This is a genomic window from Microbacterium sp. GQ128 (assembly GCF_059758615.1).
Map to the genome: position 1 here is coordinate 263,889 of NZ_JCAXDY010000003.1, position 15,651 is coordinate 279,539.

Annotated in this window: 14 protein-coding genes; 8 read left to right on the forward strand and 6 right to left on the reverse strand. The window is 70.2% G+C overall.

All coding sequences use genetic code 11. The features are described 5' to 3' along the window. Positions 1-39 precede the first annotated feature (39 nt). Together AC6CHX_RS11470 and AC6CHX_RS11475 are read left to right on the forward strand one after the other, a co-directional pair. Positions 40-1,209, forward strand: a complete 1,170-nt coding sequence (locus AC6CHX_RS11470; protein ID WP_498272925.1) for an exonuclease SbcCD subunit D — start codon at positions 40-42, stop codon at positions 1,207-1,209. Continuing rightward, positions 1,210-4,206, forward strand: a complete 2,997-nt coding sequence (locus AC6CHX_RS11475; protein ID WP_498272926.1) for an AAA family ATPase — start codon at positions 1,210-1,212, stop codon at positions 4,204-4,206. A 45-nt stretch (positions 4,207-4,251) separates the two neighbouring features. Here AC6CHX_RS11475 and AC6CHX_RS11480 read toward each other — a convergent pair whose 3' ends face one another. Beyond that, positions 4,252-4,809 (reverse strand): phosphorylase family protein, encoded by a 558-nt coding sequence (locus tag AC6CHX_RS11480; protein ID WP_498272927.1) that lies wholly within the window; start codon positions 4,807-4,809, stop codon positions 4,252-4,254. Positions 4,810-4,918: 109 nt separating this feature from the next. Between AC6CHX_RS11480 and nadE the strand changes: the two genes are divergently transcribed. The 3 genes from nadE (at position 4,919) to AC6CHX_RS11495 (ending at position 9,474) form a co-directional block, all read left to right on the forward strand. Further along, entirely contained in the window at positions 4,919-5,737 is an 819-nt protein-coding gene (nadE, locus tag AC6CHX_RS11485) for an NAD(+) synthase (protein WP_136042985.1), read from the forward strand. Between the two features lie 89 nt (positions 5,738-5,826). Continuing rightward, positions 5,827-9,297: a TM0106 family RecB-like putative nuclease gene (locus AC6CHX_RS11490; RefSeq protein ID WP_498272928.1), complete on the forward strand. Its 3,471-nt coding sequence runs from the start codon at positions 5,827-5,829 to the stop codon at positions 9,295-9,297. Positions 9,298-9,327: 30 nt separating this feature from the next. Further along, a complete protein-coding gene (locus AC6CHX_RS11495; RefSeq protein WP_498272929.1) occupies positions 9,328-9,474 on the forward strand; it encodes a hypothetical protein in 147 nt (48 codons plus the stop codon). Here AC6CHX_RS11495 and upp read toward each other — a convergent pair. Further along, positions 9,459-10,091: a uracil phosphoribosyltransferase gene (gene upp / locus AC6CHX_RS11500; RefSeq protein ID WP_021198071.1), complete on the reverse strand. Its 633-nt coding sequence runs from the start codon at positions 10,089-10,091 to the stop codon at positions 9,459-9,461. The genes AC6CHX_RS11495 and upp overlap by 16 nt on opposite strands. A gap of 94 nt (positions 10,092-10,185) precedes the next feature. Between upp and tadA the strand changes: the two genes are divergently transcribed. Further along, entirely contained in the window at positions 10,186-10,641 is a 456-nt protein-coding gene (gene tadA, locus AC6CHX_RS11505; RefSeq protein WP_498272930.1) for a tRNA adenosine(34) deaminase TadA, read from the forward strand. 28 nt (positions 10,642-10,669) lie between these two features. On the opposite strand, the gene AC6CHX_RS11510 is transcribed toward tadA, so the two are convergent. Further along, positions 10,670-11,095 (reverse strand): hypothetical protein, encoded by a 426-nt coding sequence (locus AC6CHX_RS11510; protein WP_498272931.1) that lies wholly within the window; start codon positions 11,093-11,095, stop codon positions 10,670-10,672. Between the two features lie 12 nt (positions 11,096-11,107). Continuing rightward, positions 11,108-12,079, reverse strand: a complete 972-nt coding sequence (locus AC6CHX_RS11515) for a cation diffusion facilitator family transporter (RefSeq protein ID WP_498272932.1) — start codon at positions 12,077-12,079, stop codon at positions 11,108-11,110. 59 nt (positions 12,080-12,138) lie between these two features. Between AC6CHX_RS11515 and proC the strand changes: the two genes are divergently transcribed. Both proC and AC6CHX_RS11525 read left to right on the forward strand, forming a co-directional pair. After that, positions 12,139-12,978 (forward strand): pyrroline-5-carboxylate reductase, encoded by an 840-nt coding sequence (proC, locus tag AC6CHX_RS11520; protein ID WP_498272933.1) that lies wholly within the window; start codon positions 12,139-12,141, stop codon positions 12,976-12,978. A 3-nt stretch (positions 12,979-12,981) separates the two neighbouring features. Beyond that, positions 12,982-13,269: a DUF1905 domain-containing protein gene (locus AC6CHX_RS11525; RefSeq protein WP_498272934.1), complete on the forward strand. Its 288-nt coding sequence runs from the start codon at positions 12,982-12,984 to the stop codon at positions 13,267-13,269. 22 nt (positions 13,270-13,291) lie between these two features. On the opposite strand, the gene AC6CHX_RS11530 is transcribed toward AC6CHX_RS11525, so the two are convergent. Then, positions 13,292-14,884 carry a hypothetical protein gene (locus AC6CHX_RS11530; protein WP_498272935.1) on the reverse strand — a complete coding sequence of 531 codons (1,593 nt, stop codon included), beginning with the start codon at positions 14,882-14,884 and terminating at the stop codon, positions 13,292-13,294. Continuing rightward, positions 14,866-15,642, reverse strand: coding sequence for an ABC transporter ATP-binding protein (locus AC6CHX_RS11535; protein WP_136042973.1), 777 nt, complete (start codon positions 15,640-15,642; stop codon positions 14,866-14,868). Before AC6CHX_RS11535 ends, AC6CHX_RS11530 begins: the two co-directional genes overlap by 19 nt. Positions 15,643-15,651 lie beyond the last annotated feature (9 nt).

Sequence of the window (15,651 nt, forward strand, 5' to 3'; positions counted from 1 at the left end):
CTCGGACGTAATGTCCGAGGGTGTTCGTACCGTGTGAGTATGCGAATCCTGCACACCTCCGACTGGCACATCGGCCGGACGTTCCATGGCAACTCGACCATGGACGCGCTCGCCGAGGTGCTCGGGGCGCTCACGGAGCAGGTTCGCGAGAACGAGGTCGACGTGGTCGTCGTCGCGGGCGATGTCTTCGACTCCGCGACGCCCTCGGGCGCCGCCTACACGCTGCTCGGCGATGCTCTGGTGTCACTGCACGAGACGGGTGCCCGCGTCATCGTCACGAGCGGCAACCACGACTCCGCTGCGCGGCTCGGCTTCCAGGCCCGTCTGCTCCGCGAGGGCATCCACGTGCTCACCGATCCGCTCGCGGTCGGTCTGCCGGTCACCATCACCGACGCCGAGGGGCCGGTGCACTTCTTCGGCATCCCCTATCTCGAACCGGCGATCGTCCGTCAGCACTGGCCCGAGGGCGACAGCTCGGGGCGGCAGCTGCGTACGCAGGCGCAGACCATGGCTCACGCGATGGATCTGGTCCGCGCCGGTATGCGCGAGCACGAGGGGCGTTCGGTGGCGATCGCGCACTGCTTCGCGGCGGGTGTCGACGCGACCGCCGGCCTCGAGCGCGAGGTGCGCCAGGGCGGACTCGACGTCGTGCCGCTGAGCGTCTTCGACGGCCCCGACTACGTCGCGCTCGGACACATCCACGGGCGGCAGCAGATCAGCGAGCGCGTCCGGTACGCCGGCGCTCCGCTGCACTACAGTTTCGGCGAGCAGCACAAGCCCCGCGGATCCTGGCTGGTCGAGCTCGATGCCGAGGGACTCGCCGCAGTCGAGTGGCTCGAGCTGCCCGTCCCGCGTCGACTCGTCACGCTCACGGGCTCGCTCGAAGAGATCCTCGCAGCCGACATGGTCGCCGAGCACGCCGACGACTGGGTCTGCGCCGTCTACACGGATGCGGTGCCGCAGTCGGAGCCGATGCGGCGTCTGCGGGAGAGCTATCCCCACTGCGCGATGGTGCAGCATCAGCCGGCGGCTGTCGCCGAGGTGGAAGAGAAGTCGTACGTGCAGCGGCTGCGCACCGCCGTCACCGACGCCGACCGTATCGAGGCGTTCCTCGAGCACGTGCGGGCAGGTCGTGGGCCCACCGCAGTCGAGCACGAACTGATCCGCGCGGTGCTCGATGAGCGCGTGCGCGCGGAGGCACTCGTCTAGATGCGTCTCCATCGCCTGGAGGTCGAGGGCTTCGGTCCCTTCCGTTCGCGGCAGGTCGTCGACTTCGATGCCTTCGCCGACGACGGCATCTTCCTGATCGCCGGCCGCACGGGGGCGGGCAAATCGAGCATCCTCGACGCCGTGTGCTTCGGGCTCTACGGCGGCGTGCCTCGCTACGACGGCGGCGAGAAGCGGCTGCGCAGCGATCACTGCGAGCCCGATGATCCGTCGGAGGTGGTGGTCGAGTTCAGCACTCCGGCGGGCCGCTTCCGCGTGACACGCTCGCCGGAGTACCTGCGTCCTGCCAAACGCGGTGGCGGCATGACCAAGCAGGCATCGGCCGTCGCCCTCGACGAGTGGACCGACGCCGGTTGGATCGGTCGTGCCGCCCGGGCGGTCGATGTGGGGAACGAGCTCGACGAGATCCTGCAGCTCAGTCGCGAGCAGTTCCTCCAGGTGATCCTGCTCGCGCAGAACCGATTCTCCGAGTTCCTGCTCGCGGGCAGCAGAGACCGCCAGGCACTGTTGCGGCGACTGTTCGGCACACAGCGGTTCGAAGACGTGCAGGCGCGGTTCGACGAGCGTCGCCGGGAGGCGGAACAGACACTCGGTGCCCGGCTCGCGACGGTGAATGCGCGTATCGACGAGGCTGAGCAGCTCGTGGTGGCGAGCGGGCTCTTCGGCGACTCCGACGACGGGACAGCGCCGGCCGACGACAGGGCGGCGTCCGGACCCCTGCCGGTCGACGATCGCCTCGAAGCCCTCCGGCGCGCGAGGGCGCGTGCCGACTATCGGGCGGAGCGTCGAGCCTCGGAACGGGCGGAGGCGGAGAAGCGTGCGGCTGATGCCGACGCGGCGCTCGCCACGGTGCGAGAAGAGCAGCACGCCCAGCGGGAACGCGATCGCGCCCGGGCAGCGCTCGAGCGGCTGGATGCCGAGGCGCCGTCGATCGATGCTGCCCGTGCCGAGCTCGCGGCCGCGCGCGCCGCTGAGGCGGTGCGGTCGACGATCACTGCCGCGGCCCGCGCGCAGACGGCGCTCGCCCGCGCGTCCGAAGACGAGCAGCGGGCACGAGAGGTGTGGGAGGCGTACGAGGTCTCTGTCGACGGCGACCTCGAGACCTGGGTGGCCGACCGTACCAGGGAGAGCGGATCCTGGGAGCGGGCGCGCGAGCTCGAGGGGCAGGTGCCGGCGCTCGAGGCCGAGCTGCTGTCCGCCGAGGAGGCCGTAGCCGCGGCGACCGCGCGTCTCGAGGCCGGAGAGGCGGAGCGCACAGACCTCCCCCCCGCGATCACCGCGCTGACGGCGGAACGCGATGAGAAGCGCCGCCTGGCCGACCGGGCGGGCGATGCCCGAGCGGCCCAGGAGGAAGCGGACGCGCGACGGACGGCTGCCCGCGAGGCGCAGCGGCTGCAGACGTCGCTGGCCTCGACCGAGGTCGAGCTCGCCGACGCCACCGCCGTGCACGCCACCGCGCAGACGAACCTCGCACAGCTGCGCCAGCGTCGGATCGACGGGATGTCCGGTGAACTCGCGTCGAGCCTGCGTGCCGACCAGCCGTGTCCTGTCTGCGGCTCACTCGAGCATCCGGCTCCAGCCACGCACGCCGATCCCATCTCACCCGAAGACATCGCCGAAGCGGAGAATGCCCGAGACGTCGCGGCGCAGCGGGAGCGTGAACTCTCCTCGGTGTCGTCGACCCTGCGCGCCGAGCTGGCGGCCGCCACCGCGCGCGCCGATGAGCGGAACATCGAGCAGGCCGACACGGAGTATGAAGCGGCTGCGGCGGCGCACGCGCGGAGCCTCGCCGCCGCCGACGAACAGAAGGCGCTCGACACGCGACTGAGTGAGCTCGTCGACCGGGTCGCACAGCTCGACGCCGAGAAGACCGAGAGCGTGGCGGCCCTCGCTCATGCGCGGGAGCAGCACGCTCTGCTGCGGCAGCGGAGCGCGGAGGCCCGCGAGCTGATCACCGAGGCACGAGGCACGTTCGACACGGTCGCCGAGCGCCTTGCCGACATGGGCGCACGGATCTCTGCTGCCCGGGCGGTCGCCCAGGCGACCGCCGAACGGCTGCGGAGGGCGCAGGCGCTCGCCGAAGCGGAGGCCGAGCGGGACGCCGCGCTCGCCGACTCGCCGTTCGACGATGCGACTGCCGCCGAGCACGCTCTTCGGCCGGTAACGGCGCAGGAGGCTCTCGACCAGCGGATCGGCGAGCATGCCGTGCAGCGGGAGAAGGAGCGAGCGATCCTCTTCGACCTGGAGTTGCGGACGCTCCCCGAAGAGCCGATCGACGTCACTCCCGTCGAGGAGACTTCGGTGGCAGCCCGCACGACCTGGACCGACGCGGTCGACGCGGCGGCCCGAGCTGCGGGTACCGCCGAACGCCTCGGGAGCCTGATCGAGTCGGCTGCCGCCGAGCACGCACGCACCGCCGAGGATGCGGCCGCGTTCGAGGTCCTGCAGAACCTCGCCGACACGATCGCCGGACGGGGCGCCAACACCCGCAAGATGACCCTCGAGACATTCGTCCTCGCAGCCGAGCTGGAAGAGATCGTCGAAGCGGCGAACCGGCGGCTGCACGACATGTCGACCGGCCGCTACCAGCTGCAGCACTCCGATGCGCTCGCCGCTCGAGGGGCCGCATCCGGGCTCGGCATCGTGGTCTCCGACGCCTTCACGGGTCAGACGCGGCCGCCGCAGTCACTGTCCGGCGGCGAGACGTTCCTCACGTCGCTCGCGCTCGCACTCGGCCTCGCCGAGGTGGTCACGGCCCGGGCGGGCGGCATCCGTCTCGACACGCTCTTCATCGACGAGGGATTCGGATCGCTCGACGGTGACACGCTCGATGTGGCCATGCGCACGCTCGACGAACTGCGCCAGGGCGGCAGGACGGTCGGAGTCATCAGTCACGTCGAGGCCATGCAGGAGCAGATCCCGGCGCAGCTCACGGTCCGGGCGCTGCCGAACGGTCCGAGCATCATCGAGGCGCGCTGAGTCGAGGCGCCCTGAGCCGAGGCGGAGCCGAAGGCGTCCGCGGTCTCAGACGCCGTACTCGGCGCGGATGAAATCGCGCAGCTGCACGCTGCAACGGGCGACGGCCTCGCGCCAGTCGGTCAACGCGCCGTCTTCGGCCTGGTCGGACACGGCGCGGAACACGCGGATGGGCACGCCGAACTGGCCTGCGACCCAGATGTAGGCGTAGGTCTCCATGTCGACCAGCGCCGCTCCCGATGGGCGGATCACGGCGGTGACTTCGGCGTCCTCGACGAAGTGGTCACCGGTGGCGATCAGGACGCCGTCGCGCCCGGTGGTGACGCGCGCCGGCAGCGAGACATGCTGACCGGCGACGCCGTCGAGGTCGGTGACGTCGTGCTGGAACGCGGTGCCGACCTCGTGGACGGTCGCCTCGAGATCGGGATCGATCGCGCCCGCGGTGCCGACGACCACGACCTCGTCATAGACCTTGGCGTCGAGAGCACGCGTGAGGGCGTACGTCGCCTGAAGCTTGCCGGGGCCGGTCACGAGTCGGTCGAAGCCGTCGAGCTCCTCCGGGAAAGCGGACAGTTCGGATGCGAGCGCGGCGACGAGAAGTTTCACTGCCACATTCTCTCAGGTCGAGACTGACAGGAGCATGCGAGCGCCGCGGCGTCACCCTGACGTAACACGGAAGGGAGATACTGGGTCCAGGAAACGAGCGGAGGATCACATGTCGTTGCAGCAGCAGATCTCTGAGGACCTCGGCGTCAGGGCCGAGATCGACCCCGAAGCCGAGACCGAGCGTCGCATCGGTTTCCTCGCCGACTACCTGCGCACGACCGGAGCGAAGGGCTACGTGCTCGGCATCTCCGGCGGGCAGGACTCGACGCTGGCCGGTCGCCTGGCCCAGCTCGCCGTCGAGCGGGTGCGGGCCGAGGGCGGCGAGGCGAAGTTCCTCGCCGTGCGTCTGCCGTACCGCGTGCAGCACGATGCCGACGATGCTCAGGCCGCGCTCGCCTTCATCGCCCCGGACGCCTCCGTCGAGGTCAACATCCAGAACGGCGTCGACGGTGTCGAGGAGGACATCGAGTTCGCGGTCACGAGCGACATCAGCGACTTCAACCGCGGCAACATCAAGGCGCGGGTCCGCATGGTCACGCAGTACGCGCTCGCAGGCCACGACGGGCTTCTCGTGATCGGCACGGACCACGCCGCCGAGGCGGTGACGGGCTTCTACACGAAGTTCGGCGACGGCGCGGCCGACATCCTCCCGCTGTCCGGCCTCACCAAGCGCCAGGGACGCTCGCTTCTGCAGTTCCTCGACGCCCCGGATCGGCTCGCGTTCAAGGTGCCGACCGCCGACCTGCTCGACGGCCAGCCCGGTCGAGCCGACGAGGACGAACTCGGTCTCACCTACGAGCAGATCGACGACTTCCTCGAGGGGCGTTCGGTCGACCCCGAGGTCGCCGGTCGCATCGAGGCGCGATACCTCGCCACGCAGCACAAGCGACACCTCCCGGTGACCCCGGACGACAGCTGGTGGCGCTGACCGCCCGCTCGCCTCTGCGGGAGTGCTCCGCTTCGCGTCGTGTCTGATGTCGCGGATAGTGTCGAAGCATCCGACAGAACGGGAGCATCGTGCGGATCGACACTCAGGCGCAGCGCGTCATCTGGAGCGCGAGCGACCTCAAGGCGGCCGCCGAATGCGAGTTCGCGTGGTGTCGGGCCATCGACGCGAAGCTGGGGCGGGTGCCCGCCGTCGAGGAGCCGGAAGACGCGACCCTGAAGCGTGCCGCAGAACTCGGCGACGTGCACGAGCAGAATGTGCTGGCCCGGTACATCCACGACCTCGGTGATGCGCGCGTGCACCGCATCGAGAAGGTGTCGTCGGTCGATGCCGAGGCGCTGGCGGCCGCGATCGACGAGACGGTCAGGGCGCTGCGCTCCGACGCGCTCGTGGTGTTCCAGGCGGCCTTCGCCACCGACGAGTTCGTCGGTTTCGCCGACTTCCTCCGCAAGGACGACGACGGCCGGTGGCGCGTCCAGGACTCCAAGCTGGCGCGCAAAGCTCGCGTCACCGCCCTCATGCAGCTCGCGGCATACGTCGACCAGCTCGACCGGCTCGGCATCCCGCGGTCCGACGAGGTCGACCTCATCCTCGGCGACGGCACGCTCAGCACCCATCAGGTGGATGACCTCCTTCCGTTGTTCCAGGTGCGGCGGGCCCGGCTGCGGGCACTCATCGCCGACCGTCGTATCGCCGACGGTGCTACCGGCGAGCCGCTCGCCTGGGGCGACGATCGGGGCGATCTGCAAGTCGTGGCCTGCGGGCGCTGCGCGACCTGCGAGGAGCAGGTGCTCGCGCATCGGGATCTCCTGATGGTCGCGCGGATGCGCCCCGTGCAGCGCGCCCGGCTGCGGGCATCCGGCATCGAGACGATCGATGCCCTGGCCGAGGCTTCCGCGGCGCCGGTCGGCATGAACATCGACACGTTCGAGACGCTTCGTGCCCAGGCGCGGCTGCAGCTGCTCGCCGATGCCGAGGGGCGGCCCACCTACGACGTGCACTACGCCCCGGCGATCCACACCCTCCCGCTTCCCAGTCACGGCGACATCTTCTTCGACTTCGAAGGTGACCCGCTCTACACCGAGCCCGCCGCCGACGGGGAAGGGCACTGGGGCATCGACTACCTCTTCGGCTGGGTCGACAACGCCGACCAGTACTCGGCCCTCTGGGCGCACACCTTCGCCGACGAGAAGCGGGCGCTCGAGACGTTCCTCGACTTCGTGAATGCGCGCCGGGTCGCCCACCCCGGCATGCACATCTACCACTACGCGCCCTATGAGACCTCCCACCTCGTGGCGATGGCGGCACGGCATGGTGTGCGCGAGGGCGAGGTGGATCGGCTGCTGCGCGAGGGTGTGTTCGTCGACCTGTATCCGCTCGTACTGCGGACGGTGCGCGTCGGTTCGCGTTCGTACTCGATCAAGAAGCTCGAGCCGCTGTACATGGGCGAAGACGTGCGGACCAGCGACGTGCAGAAGGGCGACGACTCGATCGTGCAGTACGTCGCGGCTCGAGAGCTCGCGGCGGCGGGGGAGCGGGCCGGCGCCGAGGCGGTGCTGGCAGACCTCGCCGACTACAACCGCTACGACTGCGTGTCGACCAGGCGCCTGCGCAACTGGCTGATCGACATCGCACGCAAAGAGGGCGTCACCCCGGCGCCGCCGGACGAGGCCGACGAGGTCATCTACGAGCCGTCGCCGCGCTCGGTCGCGCTCCTCGCCGATGCGGAGCGTGCCGTCGAAGCGGGCGACGATGGGCTCGTGCATCGGCTCGCCGCCGCCGCGATCGACTACTTCCCGCGCGAGGCGAAGAGCTTCTGGGTGTCGCATTTCCAGCGACTGCGCGAGCCGGTGACCATGTGGGACGGCACGCGCGACGTGGTGCGGGTCGACCGTCCCTCCTCGACGGTCCGTCGCGACTGGAGCATCGGAGAGGGGCGCCGGGTGATGTCCCGCGACGTCGAGATCCGCGGCGAGGTTTCACCGGGCACCACTCTCGGTGCCGGGTCGCAGCCGTTCGCGCTGTACGGTGTCCCGGCGCCGTTCGACACCGAGGTCCCCTCGCGCGCGGTGCATGTGCCGCACACCGTCACCGTGGCGGAGGTGCTCGACGACGGTTACCTCATCACCGAATCGGCGGTCCAGGGGCAGACGTGGGACGAACTGCCGCTCGCCCTCACTCCAGCCGCGCCGCCGCGTGTCGTGTCTCTTCAGGGCGCGATCGACGAGTGGGCCGATGCGGTGCACGCCGCAGCTCCGGGGTTCCCGCACGATGCCGCGACCGACATCCTCCGTCGGATTCCGCCGCGCACCGTGTCGGGGAATCCGCTGCCCGCTGCGGGCGACGACACGGTCGACGCGATCGTGTCCGGGGTGCTCGACCTCGACGACAGCTATCTCGCGGTGCAGGGCCCTCCGGGAACCGGGAAGACCTACACGGGATCCCGGGTCATCGCGCGACTCGTGAACGAGCACGGCTTCAAGGTCGGCGTCGTCGCGCAATCCCACGCGATCATCGAGACGCTTCTCGAGCGGGTCGTGGCCGACGGGGTCGCACCGGCTCAGGTCGCCAAGGCCCCGAAAGACCCGAACGGGGAGCACTCCTACACGACGATCCCGAAGACCGGGATGGCGACCTTCCTCTCCGAGCACGCGGACGAGGGTGCCGTCGTGGGCGGGACGGCCTGGGACTTCAGCAACACCCAGCGCGTCGACCGCGGCGGACTCGACCTGCTCGTGATCGACGAGGCCGGTCAGTTCTCGCTCGCCTCGACCATCGCGGTCGCTGCCGGCGCGAAGAGGCTCCTGCTGCTCGGAGATCCGCAGCAGCTTCCACAGGTGAGCCAGGGCGCCCACCCCGAACCGGTCGACGCCTCCGCGCTCGGGTGGGTGATGGACGGCGACCCGGTCGTGCGGCCGGAGTACGGCTATTTCCTGGCGCGCTCCTGGCGGATGCATCCGTTCGTCGCGGCCCCGGTATCGAAGCTCGCCTACGCCGGGCAGCTGGCATCAGCCCCCGGCACCGAGCTGCGATCCGTCGGGGGGATCGACGCCGGCCTGCACGTGATCCCGCTGCGGCACCGTGGCAACTCGACGCAGTCTCCCGAGGAGGCGGCCGAGGTCGTCCGGCTGGTCCGCGACCTGGTCGGGCGCACCTTCACCGACAACGACGCGTCCCGGTCGGCCAGACCGCTGGTGCCCGCCGACATCATCGTGGTCACGCCGTACAACGCGCAGCGTCAGCTGGTGCTCGATGCCCTCGCGGAGGCGGGCTACCACGATGTCCCGGTCGGCACGGTAGACAACTTCCAAGGCAAGGAGGCGGTCGTCTCGATCACGTCGCTCGCGGCCTCCAGCGGGCGGGACGCACCTCGCGGCCCGGAGTTCCTCCTGCTGCAGAATCGACTGAACGTGGCGATCTCGCGGGCTCAGGCGGTCGCCTACCTGATCCATTCGCCGGCGCTGCTCGACGATCTTCCGTATACGCCGGAGGGGGTCGCTCGCCTCAGCGCCTTCGCACGTCTGGTCGGAGCAGCGGACTGAGCACTGCGCGGTCCGGCGGCCTCTGCGGCCATGACCGCGCAGCCGATGACCGCGCAGCCGATGACCGCGCAGCCGATGACCGCGCAGCCGATGACCGCGCAGCCGATGACCGCGCAGCCGATGGCCGCGCAGCCCATGACCGCGCGAGGGACAGCGTCGGGTCAGACCGTGCCGTAGAGGCGATCGCCCGCGTCGCCGAGCCCGGGAACGATGTAGCCCTTCTCGTCGAGACGCTCGTCGAGTGCGCCGAGCACAAGGGTCACATCGCGGTCGCCGGCCATGGCCTCGATCGCGGCGACGCCCTCGGGCGTGCCCAGCAGGCAGATCGCGGTGACGTCCTTCGCGCCGCGGTCGAACAGGAACTGGATCGCCGCGGCGAGCGAGCCGCCGGTGGCGAGCATCGGGTCGATCGCGAAGCACTGCCGGTCGCTCAGGTCGTCGGGGAGGCGCTCGGCGTACGTCGTGGGCTCGAATGTCGTCTCATCGCGGACCATGCCGAGGAATCCGACTTCGGCGGTCGGAAGCAGCTTGACGAGGCCCTCGAGCATGCCGAGGCCGGCGCGCAGGATCGGCACAACGATCGGGCGCGGCTCCGAGATCTTGACCCCCGTGGTCGTCGTGACCGGCGTGGTGATCTCGATCGGGCTCACCTTCACGTTGCGGGTCGCCTCGTACGCGAGCAGCGTGACGAGCTCTTCCGTCAACTGCCGGAACACCGGCGAGGGGGTACGCGCGTCGCGCAGCACCGAGAGCTTGTGAGTGATGAGAGGGTGGTCGGCCACGTGAACGCGCATGGATACAGGGTAATGCGCCGCGCCTCCCACGACGACATCGAGGCCGTCGGCTGCTGTCTCCGGCCACGATCGGCGGCTGTCGTAGGCTCGACGCATGACCGCTGCCGACGACCTCGCGATGCGGCGGGCGCTCGAGCTCGCGGCCGAGGCTGCTGCGGCGTCGGAGATCCCCGTCGGCGCCGTGGTGCTGGACCCCGCCGGACGGATCATCGCCGAGGGCCGCAACACCCGCGAGGCCACGAACGATCCGACCGGGCACGCCGAGGTCGAGGCGCTCCGTCGGGCGGCGACATCCGTCGGCTCCTGGAACCTCGAGGGGCACACGCTGGTCGTGACCCTCGAGCCGTGCATCATGTGCGCCGGTGCGATTCTTCAGGCCCGCGTCGGTCGGGTGGTCTTCGGCGCCTGGGATGACAAGGCGGGGGCGGCGGGCTCGATGTACGACGTGCTGCGCGACCGGCGGCTGCCCTACCGGGCCGAGGTGATCGGCGGCATCGAAGCGGACGCGGCGACGGCACTGCTGCGGACGTTCTTCGAGCAGCGGCGCTGAGCCCCGGAACTCGGTGGTCCGCAGAGCGTCAGCCCTCGACCTCGACCGTCGACCAGGCGACGTCGACGAGGCAGAGCCCGTCATCCGCCTCGCGGTAGAAGATGTCGCCGGGGAACTCTTCGCCTCCGGCCACGCGCTCTTCGGGGAGCGAGAGGTTGATGCTCCACTCCGGATCCAGCACGGCCTGGTCCGGCCAGTACTCGGCGACGAAGCGCTCCGGCTCCTCTGCCGACAGGCCTTCCCAGTCAGCCGGTTCCCGCAGCTCCGGATCGTGACCCTCACAGACGTACACGTCGGCGTCGCCGGAGGCCGCCGCATCGATCAGGTCTTCGGTGGACTGGATCACCGCGGCGCCGTCGGCTCCCCAGATCACGGTGTCCATCGAGCAGGCCGAGAGGCCGACGGTGAGTGCGGCCGCGGCGCCGACGGCCAGGACCAGCTTCGCGCGATTCATGGAGCCCGGGCCTCAGTCCGACGACTTCAGCACGAAGACGTCGGTCGACGGCTCGGGGTCGATCGCCGGGCGGTACACGTCCGGCTCGATGTACACGATGCGAGCGACCGGCACGGCCTCGCGGATGCGGGCCTCGATCGCGTTGATGTCATCGGCGGCTTCACGCAGCGGCTTGTCGGCGTTGAGGGCGATCTTCGCGGCGACCATCAGCTCGTCCGGGCCGAGGTAGAGGGTCTTCATGTGGATGATCTTCTCGATCTCGTCGCCCGCGTTGATGGCGTCCACGATCCGATCGTGGTCGGCCTGGGTCGCGCCCTCGCCGACGAGGAGGCTCTTGGTCTCGATGCCCAGCACGATCGCGATCAGCACCAGCAGCACGCCGATCATCACGGTGCCGAGTGCGTCGAACACGGGGTTCCCGGTGAGCAGCGTGAGGCCGACGCCGAGCAGGGCGAACGTGAGACCGGTCAGCGCGCCCACGTCCTCGAGCAGTACGACCGGCAGTTCGGGCGCCTTCGAGCGGCGCACGAACGACACCCACGACTGTCCCTTCTCCCGCACGAGGTTGCTCTCGCGGACGGCCGTGCGCAGCGAGAACGACTCCAGCCCGATCGCGACGACGAGCACGACCAGGGGCAGCCACCACCACGTCTTGTCGAGCTCGTGCGGGTTGGTCAGCTTCTCGACACCCTCGTAGATCGCGAAGAGACCGCCCACCGAGAAGAGGATGATCGAGACGACGAACGCGTACACGTAGCGCTCGCGGCCGTAGCCGAACGGGTGGGCGCGGTCGGCCTCGCGTCGCGCTTTGCGTCCGCCGAGCATGAGCAGCAGCTGGTTGCCCGAGTCGGCGACGGAGTGGATCGCCTCCGCGAGCATCGAGGCGGAGCCGGAGAGGGCCCAGGCGAGGAACTTCGCGAGGGCGATGCCCAGGTTCGCCAGGAACGCCGCGACGATGGCCTTGTTGCCTCCGGATGCACTCATGGGACGAGTCTAGAACCGCCCGCGCGAGGTTGCGGGAGTGCCCGCCGTAGGATGACGACATGGCTGATTCGCTTCCTTCTCTCGCTTTCCTGGGTGCCGGCTCGATGGGCGGTGCGATCCTTCGCGGAGTGGTCGCCTCCGGCATCCGGATCGACGGCGGGATCACCGCGACGAACCGCACGGCGGAGAAGGCCGAGGCGTTCACCGGCCTCGACGGGGTGACCAGTGTCGCGCTCGCCGAGCGGCCGGACGGCAATGCCGAGGCCGCCGCCCAGGCACGGATCGTTCTCGTCGGCGTCAAGCCCGCGATGGTTCCCGACCTGCTCCGCGAGATCGCTCCGCACCTCGCGCCCGACGCGATCGTGGTGAGCGTCGCCGCCGGCGTCACGCTCGACACCTTCGCCGACGTGCTCGGTGCCGACGCCCGCGTCATCCGCTCGATGCCGAACACGCCGTCGACCGTGCGCAAGGGCGTCACCGGGCTCGCCGCGGGTTCCGCCGCCACGCCCGAGGATCTCGCCCTCGTCCGTCGACTGTTCGAGACCGTCGGTGCCGTCGTCGAGGTTCCGGAGTCGCAGATCGATGCACTGTCCACGATCTCGGGCTCCGGGCCCGCGTACGTGTACCTGCTGATCGAGGAATTCACGAAGGCAGCCGTCGGCATGGGCTTCGCCGAGTCGGATGCCCGGCTGATGGTGGAGCAGACCTTCATCGGCGCGACCGCCCTGCTCGACGCCTCGGGGGAGGACCCCGCCGAGCTGCGCCGTCGTGTCACGAGCCCCAAGGGAACCACCGAGCGCGCGGTCGCCGTGCTGCAGGACGCGCATCTCGACCGGACCTTCGCGGATGCCGCCGACGCGGCCCTCGCGCGGGCGAAGGAACTCGCCGCCGGGGCCTGAGCCATGCAGCTGCGGATCGGGGGACCCATCTGGTACTGGCGGGGACCTGCGCCGTTCCACTTCGTCTCCGTCCCGGCTGCGGAGAGCGAGATGATCCACGACATCGCGTCGATCGTCACGTACGGGTGGGGGATGATCCCCGCGTCCGTCACCATCGGCTCCACGACCGTGACGACGGCTCTCTGGCCGAAGGACGGCGGCTACATCGTGCCGATCAAGAAGGCGCTCCAAGACCGCGAGGGCCTGGGCGTCGATGACGTGGTCGAGCTCGTCCTCGACATCGACGCCTGACCCCCCGCGCCCTCGCGTCCGGTCAACTCTCGCTCGACACCTCGGCGAGCACCTCCGGCCAGCGCCGGTTCAGGATGCTGCCGCCCAGCATCGTCCCGCCCCAGAGGGCCACAGCGCCGAGCACGACGCCGCAGACGAGACTCACCCAGCCGAACGCGGGAGTCCAGATGCCCGCGATCGCGAAACCGAACGCCGGTGCCCCGAGCACGAGCGTGATCGGTCCGATGATGATCATCGCCAGCAGCGACTGCACGCCACCGGACGAGCCGCGGCCGAGGGGGTTCGCCTCGGGGGCGGGCGCACGACCGGGAAGGAAGCTGCCGACCCACGCCCCGGCGCCTGCCGAGATCGCCGTCAGGCCGAGGGCGGATCCGATGCTGCCCGGGAGCAGGTCCATCCGACCCGCGATCAGGCAGGTGGCCACGCACAGAAGTAGCGTCACGGGAATCGAGATCAGCCCGAATCCGAGCAGTCGTCCTGCCCGGTCGGCCGCGCCGCTGACGCCGCTCAGGATGTGCGCGGCGACCGCGTCGTTGTCGTAGGCGATCGCCATCTGCACGACCGTGCCGGTGAGAAGGGCGTTGATCGTCGGGATGAGGGTGATCGCGGGGCCGAATCCGATGGACTCGTCCTGCAGCCCGTTCATCAGGGACAGGCCGATGAAGATCGCGGGCAGCAGCAGGAGCATCACGATGTTGACGATCTGCCGGGGATCGCGCCGGAAGTACCGCAGCGTGCGGGCGGCGATCGCCCCGGCCGGACTGGCCGGCAGCACCCGATCCAGCAGCCCGACCGAGCGCACCCGTCCGCCGCCGGTGTCCTGGATGGGGGCGACCAGCCGTGCAGCGAGCAGTCCCTGTGCCGCGAACCACAGCAGGGCGACCGTCGCGAGGGCGATGACCAGGCGGAGTGCCGCAGCCGGGAAGTCGCCCTGAGCCACGGCTCCGGACACCCCGAAGACAGCACCGACCGGCGTCCAGGCAGCGATGTCGGCGATGGTGGTGAACGCTCCGCCGACGTCGTTCACCCGGACCAGCGCGCCGATCCCCACATTGAGCAGGACGCCGGACGAGGAGAGGAGCACCACGCCGACGATCACGACCAGGTCGCGGGCGCTGCGTCGGGCGAGCCAGCCGGCCAGCACACCGCTCACCACGCGGGCGCCCAGCACGCACGTGGCGACGGCGACGGGGATCATGATGAGCGCGGTCAGCAGCGCGGGCAGGCTCACCGACCAGCCGAGAAGCATGAGGAGCAGAGCGACAGTGGTGCCGATGCCGCCCACCGTCGTCGCCCCCGCCACCACGAAGCCCGGCAGCAGGGAGCGTGCCGTCAGGGGGAGCAGCGCGAATCGTTCGGGTGCGAGCGAGTCGTCGGCGCTGACCAGGATCGACCCGATCCACCAGCCGAGGACGATGACCGCCCCCGCCAGGACGATCACCGTGACGGCGGCGTCGGGAGCGGCGATCCGCAGCGCCACCAATCCTGCGGCGAGGCCGGCGAGGAAGCCGAGGGCGATCAACCCCGTGATGACCAGGGTGACGATCATCCACGGATTCCGCGACAGCTGATGGCGCAGCTGCCGCCAGCGCAGGCTTACGAGGAGCGCAACCATGCGAGCGTCTCCGTCCCCAGGTCGTGTGCACCCACAAGGGCGAGGAACCGCTGCTGCAGCGACAGTCCGGCGCGCACCTCATCCAGAGTTCCGTGCGCGAGAAGGCGGCCCTCCGCGACGATCGCGACCCGGTCGCACATCGACTCGACGAGCTCCATCACGTGGCTCGACAGCACCACGGTGCCACCGCCGTCCACGAACGCCCGCAGGATCTGCCGGATCGTCTCGCCGGACACCGGGTCGACGGCTTCCAGCGGTTCGTCGAGGATCAGCAGGCGGGGCGCATGGATCAGTGCGCAGGCCAGGCCGATCTTCTTGCGCATGCCCGCCGAGTAGTCGACGACGAGCCGGTCCCGGGCGTCCGTGAGGCCGAGCGCGGCCAGGAGTTCGTCACTGCGCGAGACGACCTCGGCTTCGGGCATGCCGCGGAGCAGCCCGGTGTAGCGCAGCAGCTCGGCGCCGGTGAGGCGGTCGAGCATGCGGATGCCGTCGGGCAGCACACCCATCCGCGCCTTCGCGTCGGCGGGGTTCTGCCACACGTCCGCACCGAGCACCCACGCGGCACCGGCATCCGGTCGCAGCAGGCCCGTGGTCATGGCGAGGGTCGTGGTCTTGCCCGCACCGTTCGGGCCGAGGAGTCCGAGCATGGACCCGGCAGGCACGTCGAGGGAGAGGTCGTCGACCGCGATCTTCTGCCCGAACTGCTTGCGGAGCCCACGGAGGGCGAGGACGGGAGGGGCCGCTGCGTTGTCGGTCATGCGTCCCAT

Excerpts from the sequence above, each read along its gene's own strand:
- AC6CHX_RS11470 (WP_498272925.1), top strand. The coding sequence starts at position 40 with ATGCGAATCCTGCACACCTCCGACTGGCACATCGGCCGGACGTTCCAT.
- AC6CHX_RS11475 (WP_498272926.1), top strand. The coding sequence starts at position 1,210 with ATGCGTCTCCATCGCCTGGAGGTCGAGGGCTTCGGTCCCTTCCGTTCG.
- nadE (WP_136042985.1), top strand. The coding sequence starts at position 4,919 with ATGTCGTTGCAGCAGCAGATCTCTGAGGACCTCGGCGTCAGGGCCGAG.
- AC6CHX_RS11495 (WP_498272929.1), top strand. The coding sequence starts at position 9,328 with ATGACCGCGCAGCCGATGACCGCGCAGCCGATGACCGCGCAGCCGATG.
- upp (WP_021198071.1), bottom strand. The coding sequence starts at position 10,091 with ATGCGCGTTCACGTGGCCGACCACCCTCTCATCACTCACAAGCTCTCG.
- tadA (WP_498272930.1), top strand. The coding sequence starts at position 10,186 with ATGACCGCTGCCGACGACCTCGCGATGCGGCGGGCGCTCGAGCTCGCG.
- AC6CHX_RS11510 (WP_498272931.1), bottom strand. The coding sequence starts at position 11,095 with ATGAATCGCGCGAAGCTGGTCCTGGCCGTCGGCGCCGCGGCCGCACTC.
- AC6CHX_RS11515 (WP_498272932.1), bottom strand. The coding sequence starts at position 12,079 with ATGAGTGCATCCGGAGGCAACAAGGCCATCGTCGCGGCGTTCCTGGCG.
- proC (WP_498272933.1), top strand. The coding sequence starts at position 12,139 with ATGGCTGATTCGCTTCCTTCTCTCGCTTTCCTGGGTGCCGGCTCGATG.
- AC6CHX_RS11525 (WP_498272934.1), top strand. The coding sequence starts at position 12,982 with ATGCAGCTGCGGATCGGGGGACCCATCTGGTACTGGCGGGGACCTGCG.
- AC6CHX_RS11530 (WP_498272935.1), bottom strand. The coding sequence starts at position 14,884 with ATGGTTGCGCTCCTCGTAAGCCTGCGCTGGCGGCAGCTGCGCCATCAG.
- AC6CHX_RS11535 (WP_136042973.1), bottom strand. The coding sequence starts at position 15,642 with ATGACCGACAACGCAGCGGCCCCTCCCGTCCTCGCCCTCCGTGGGCTC.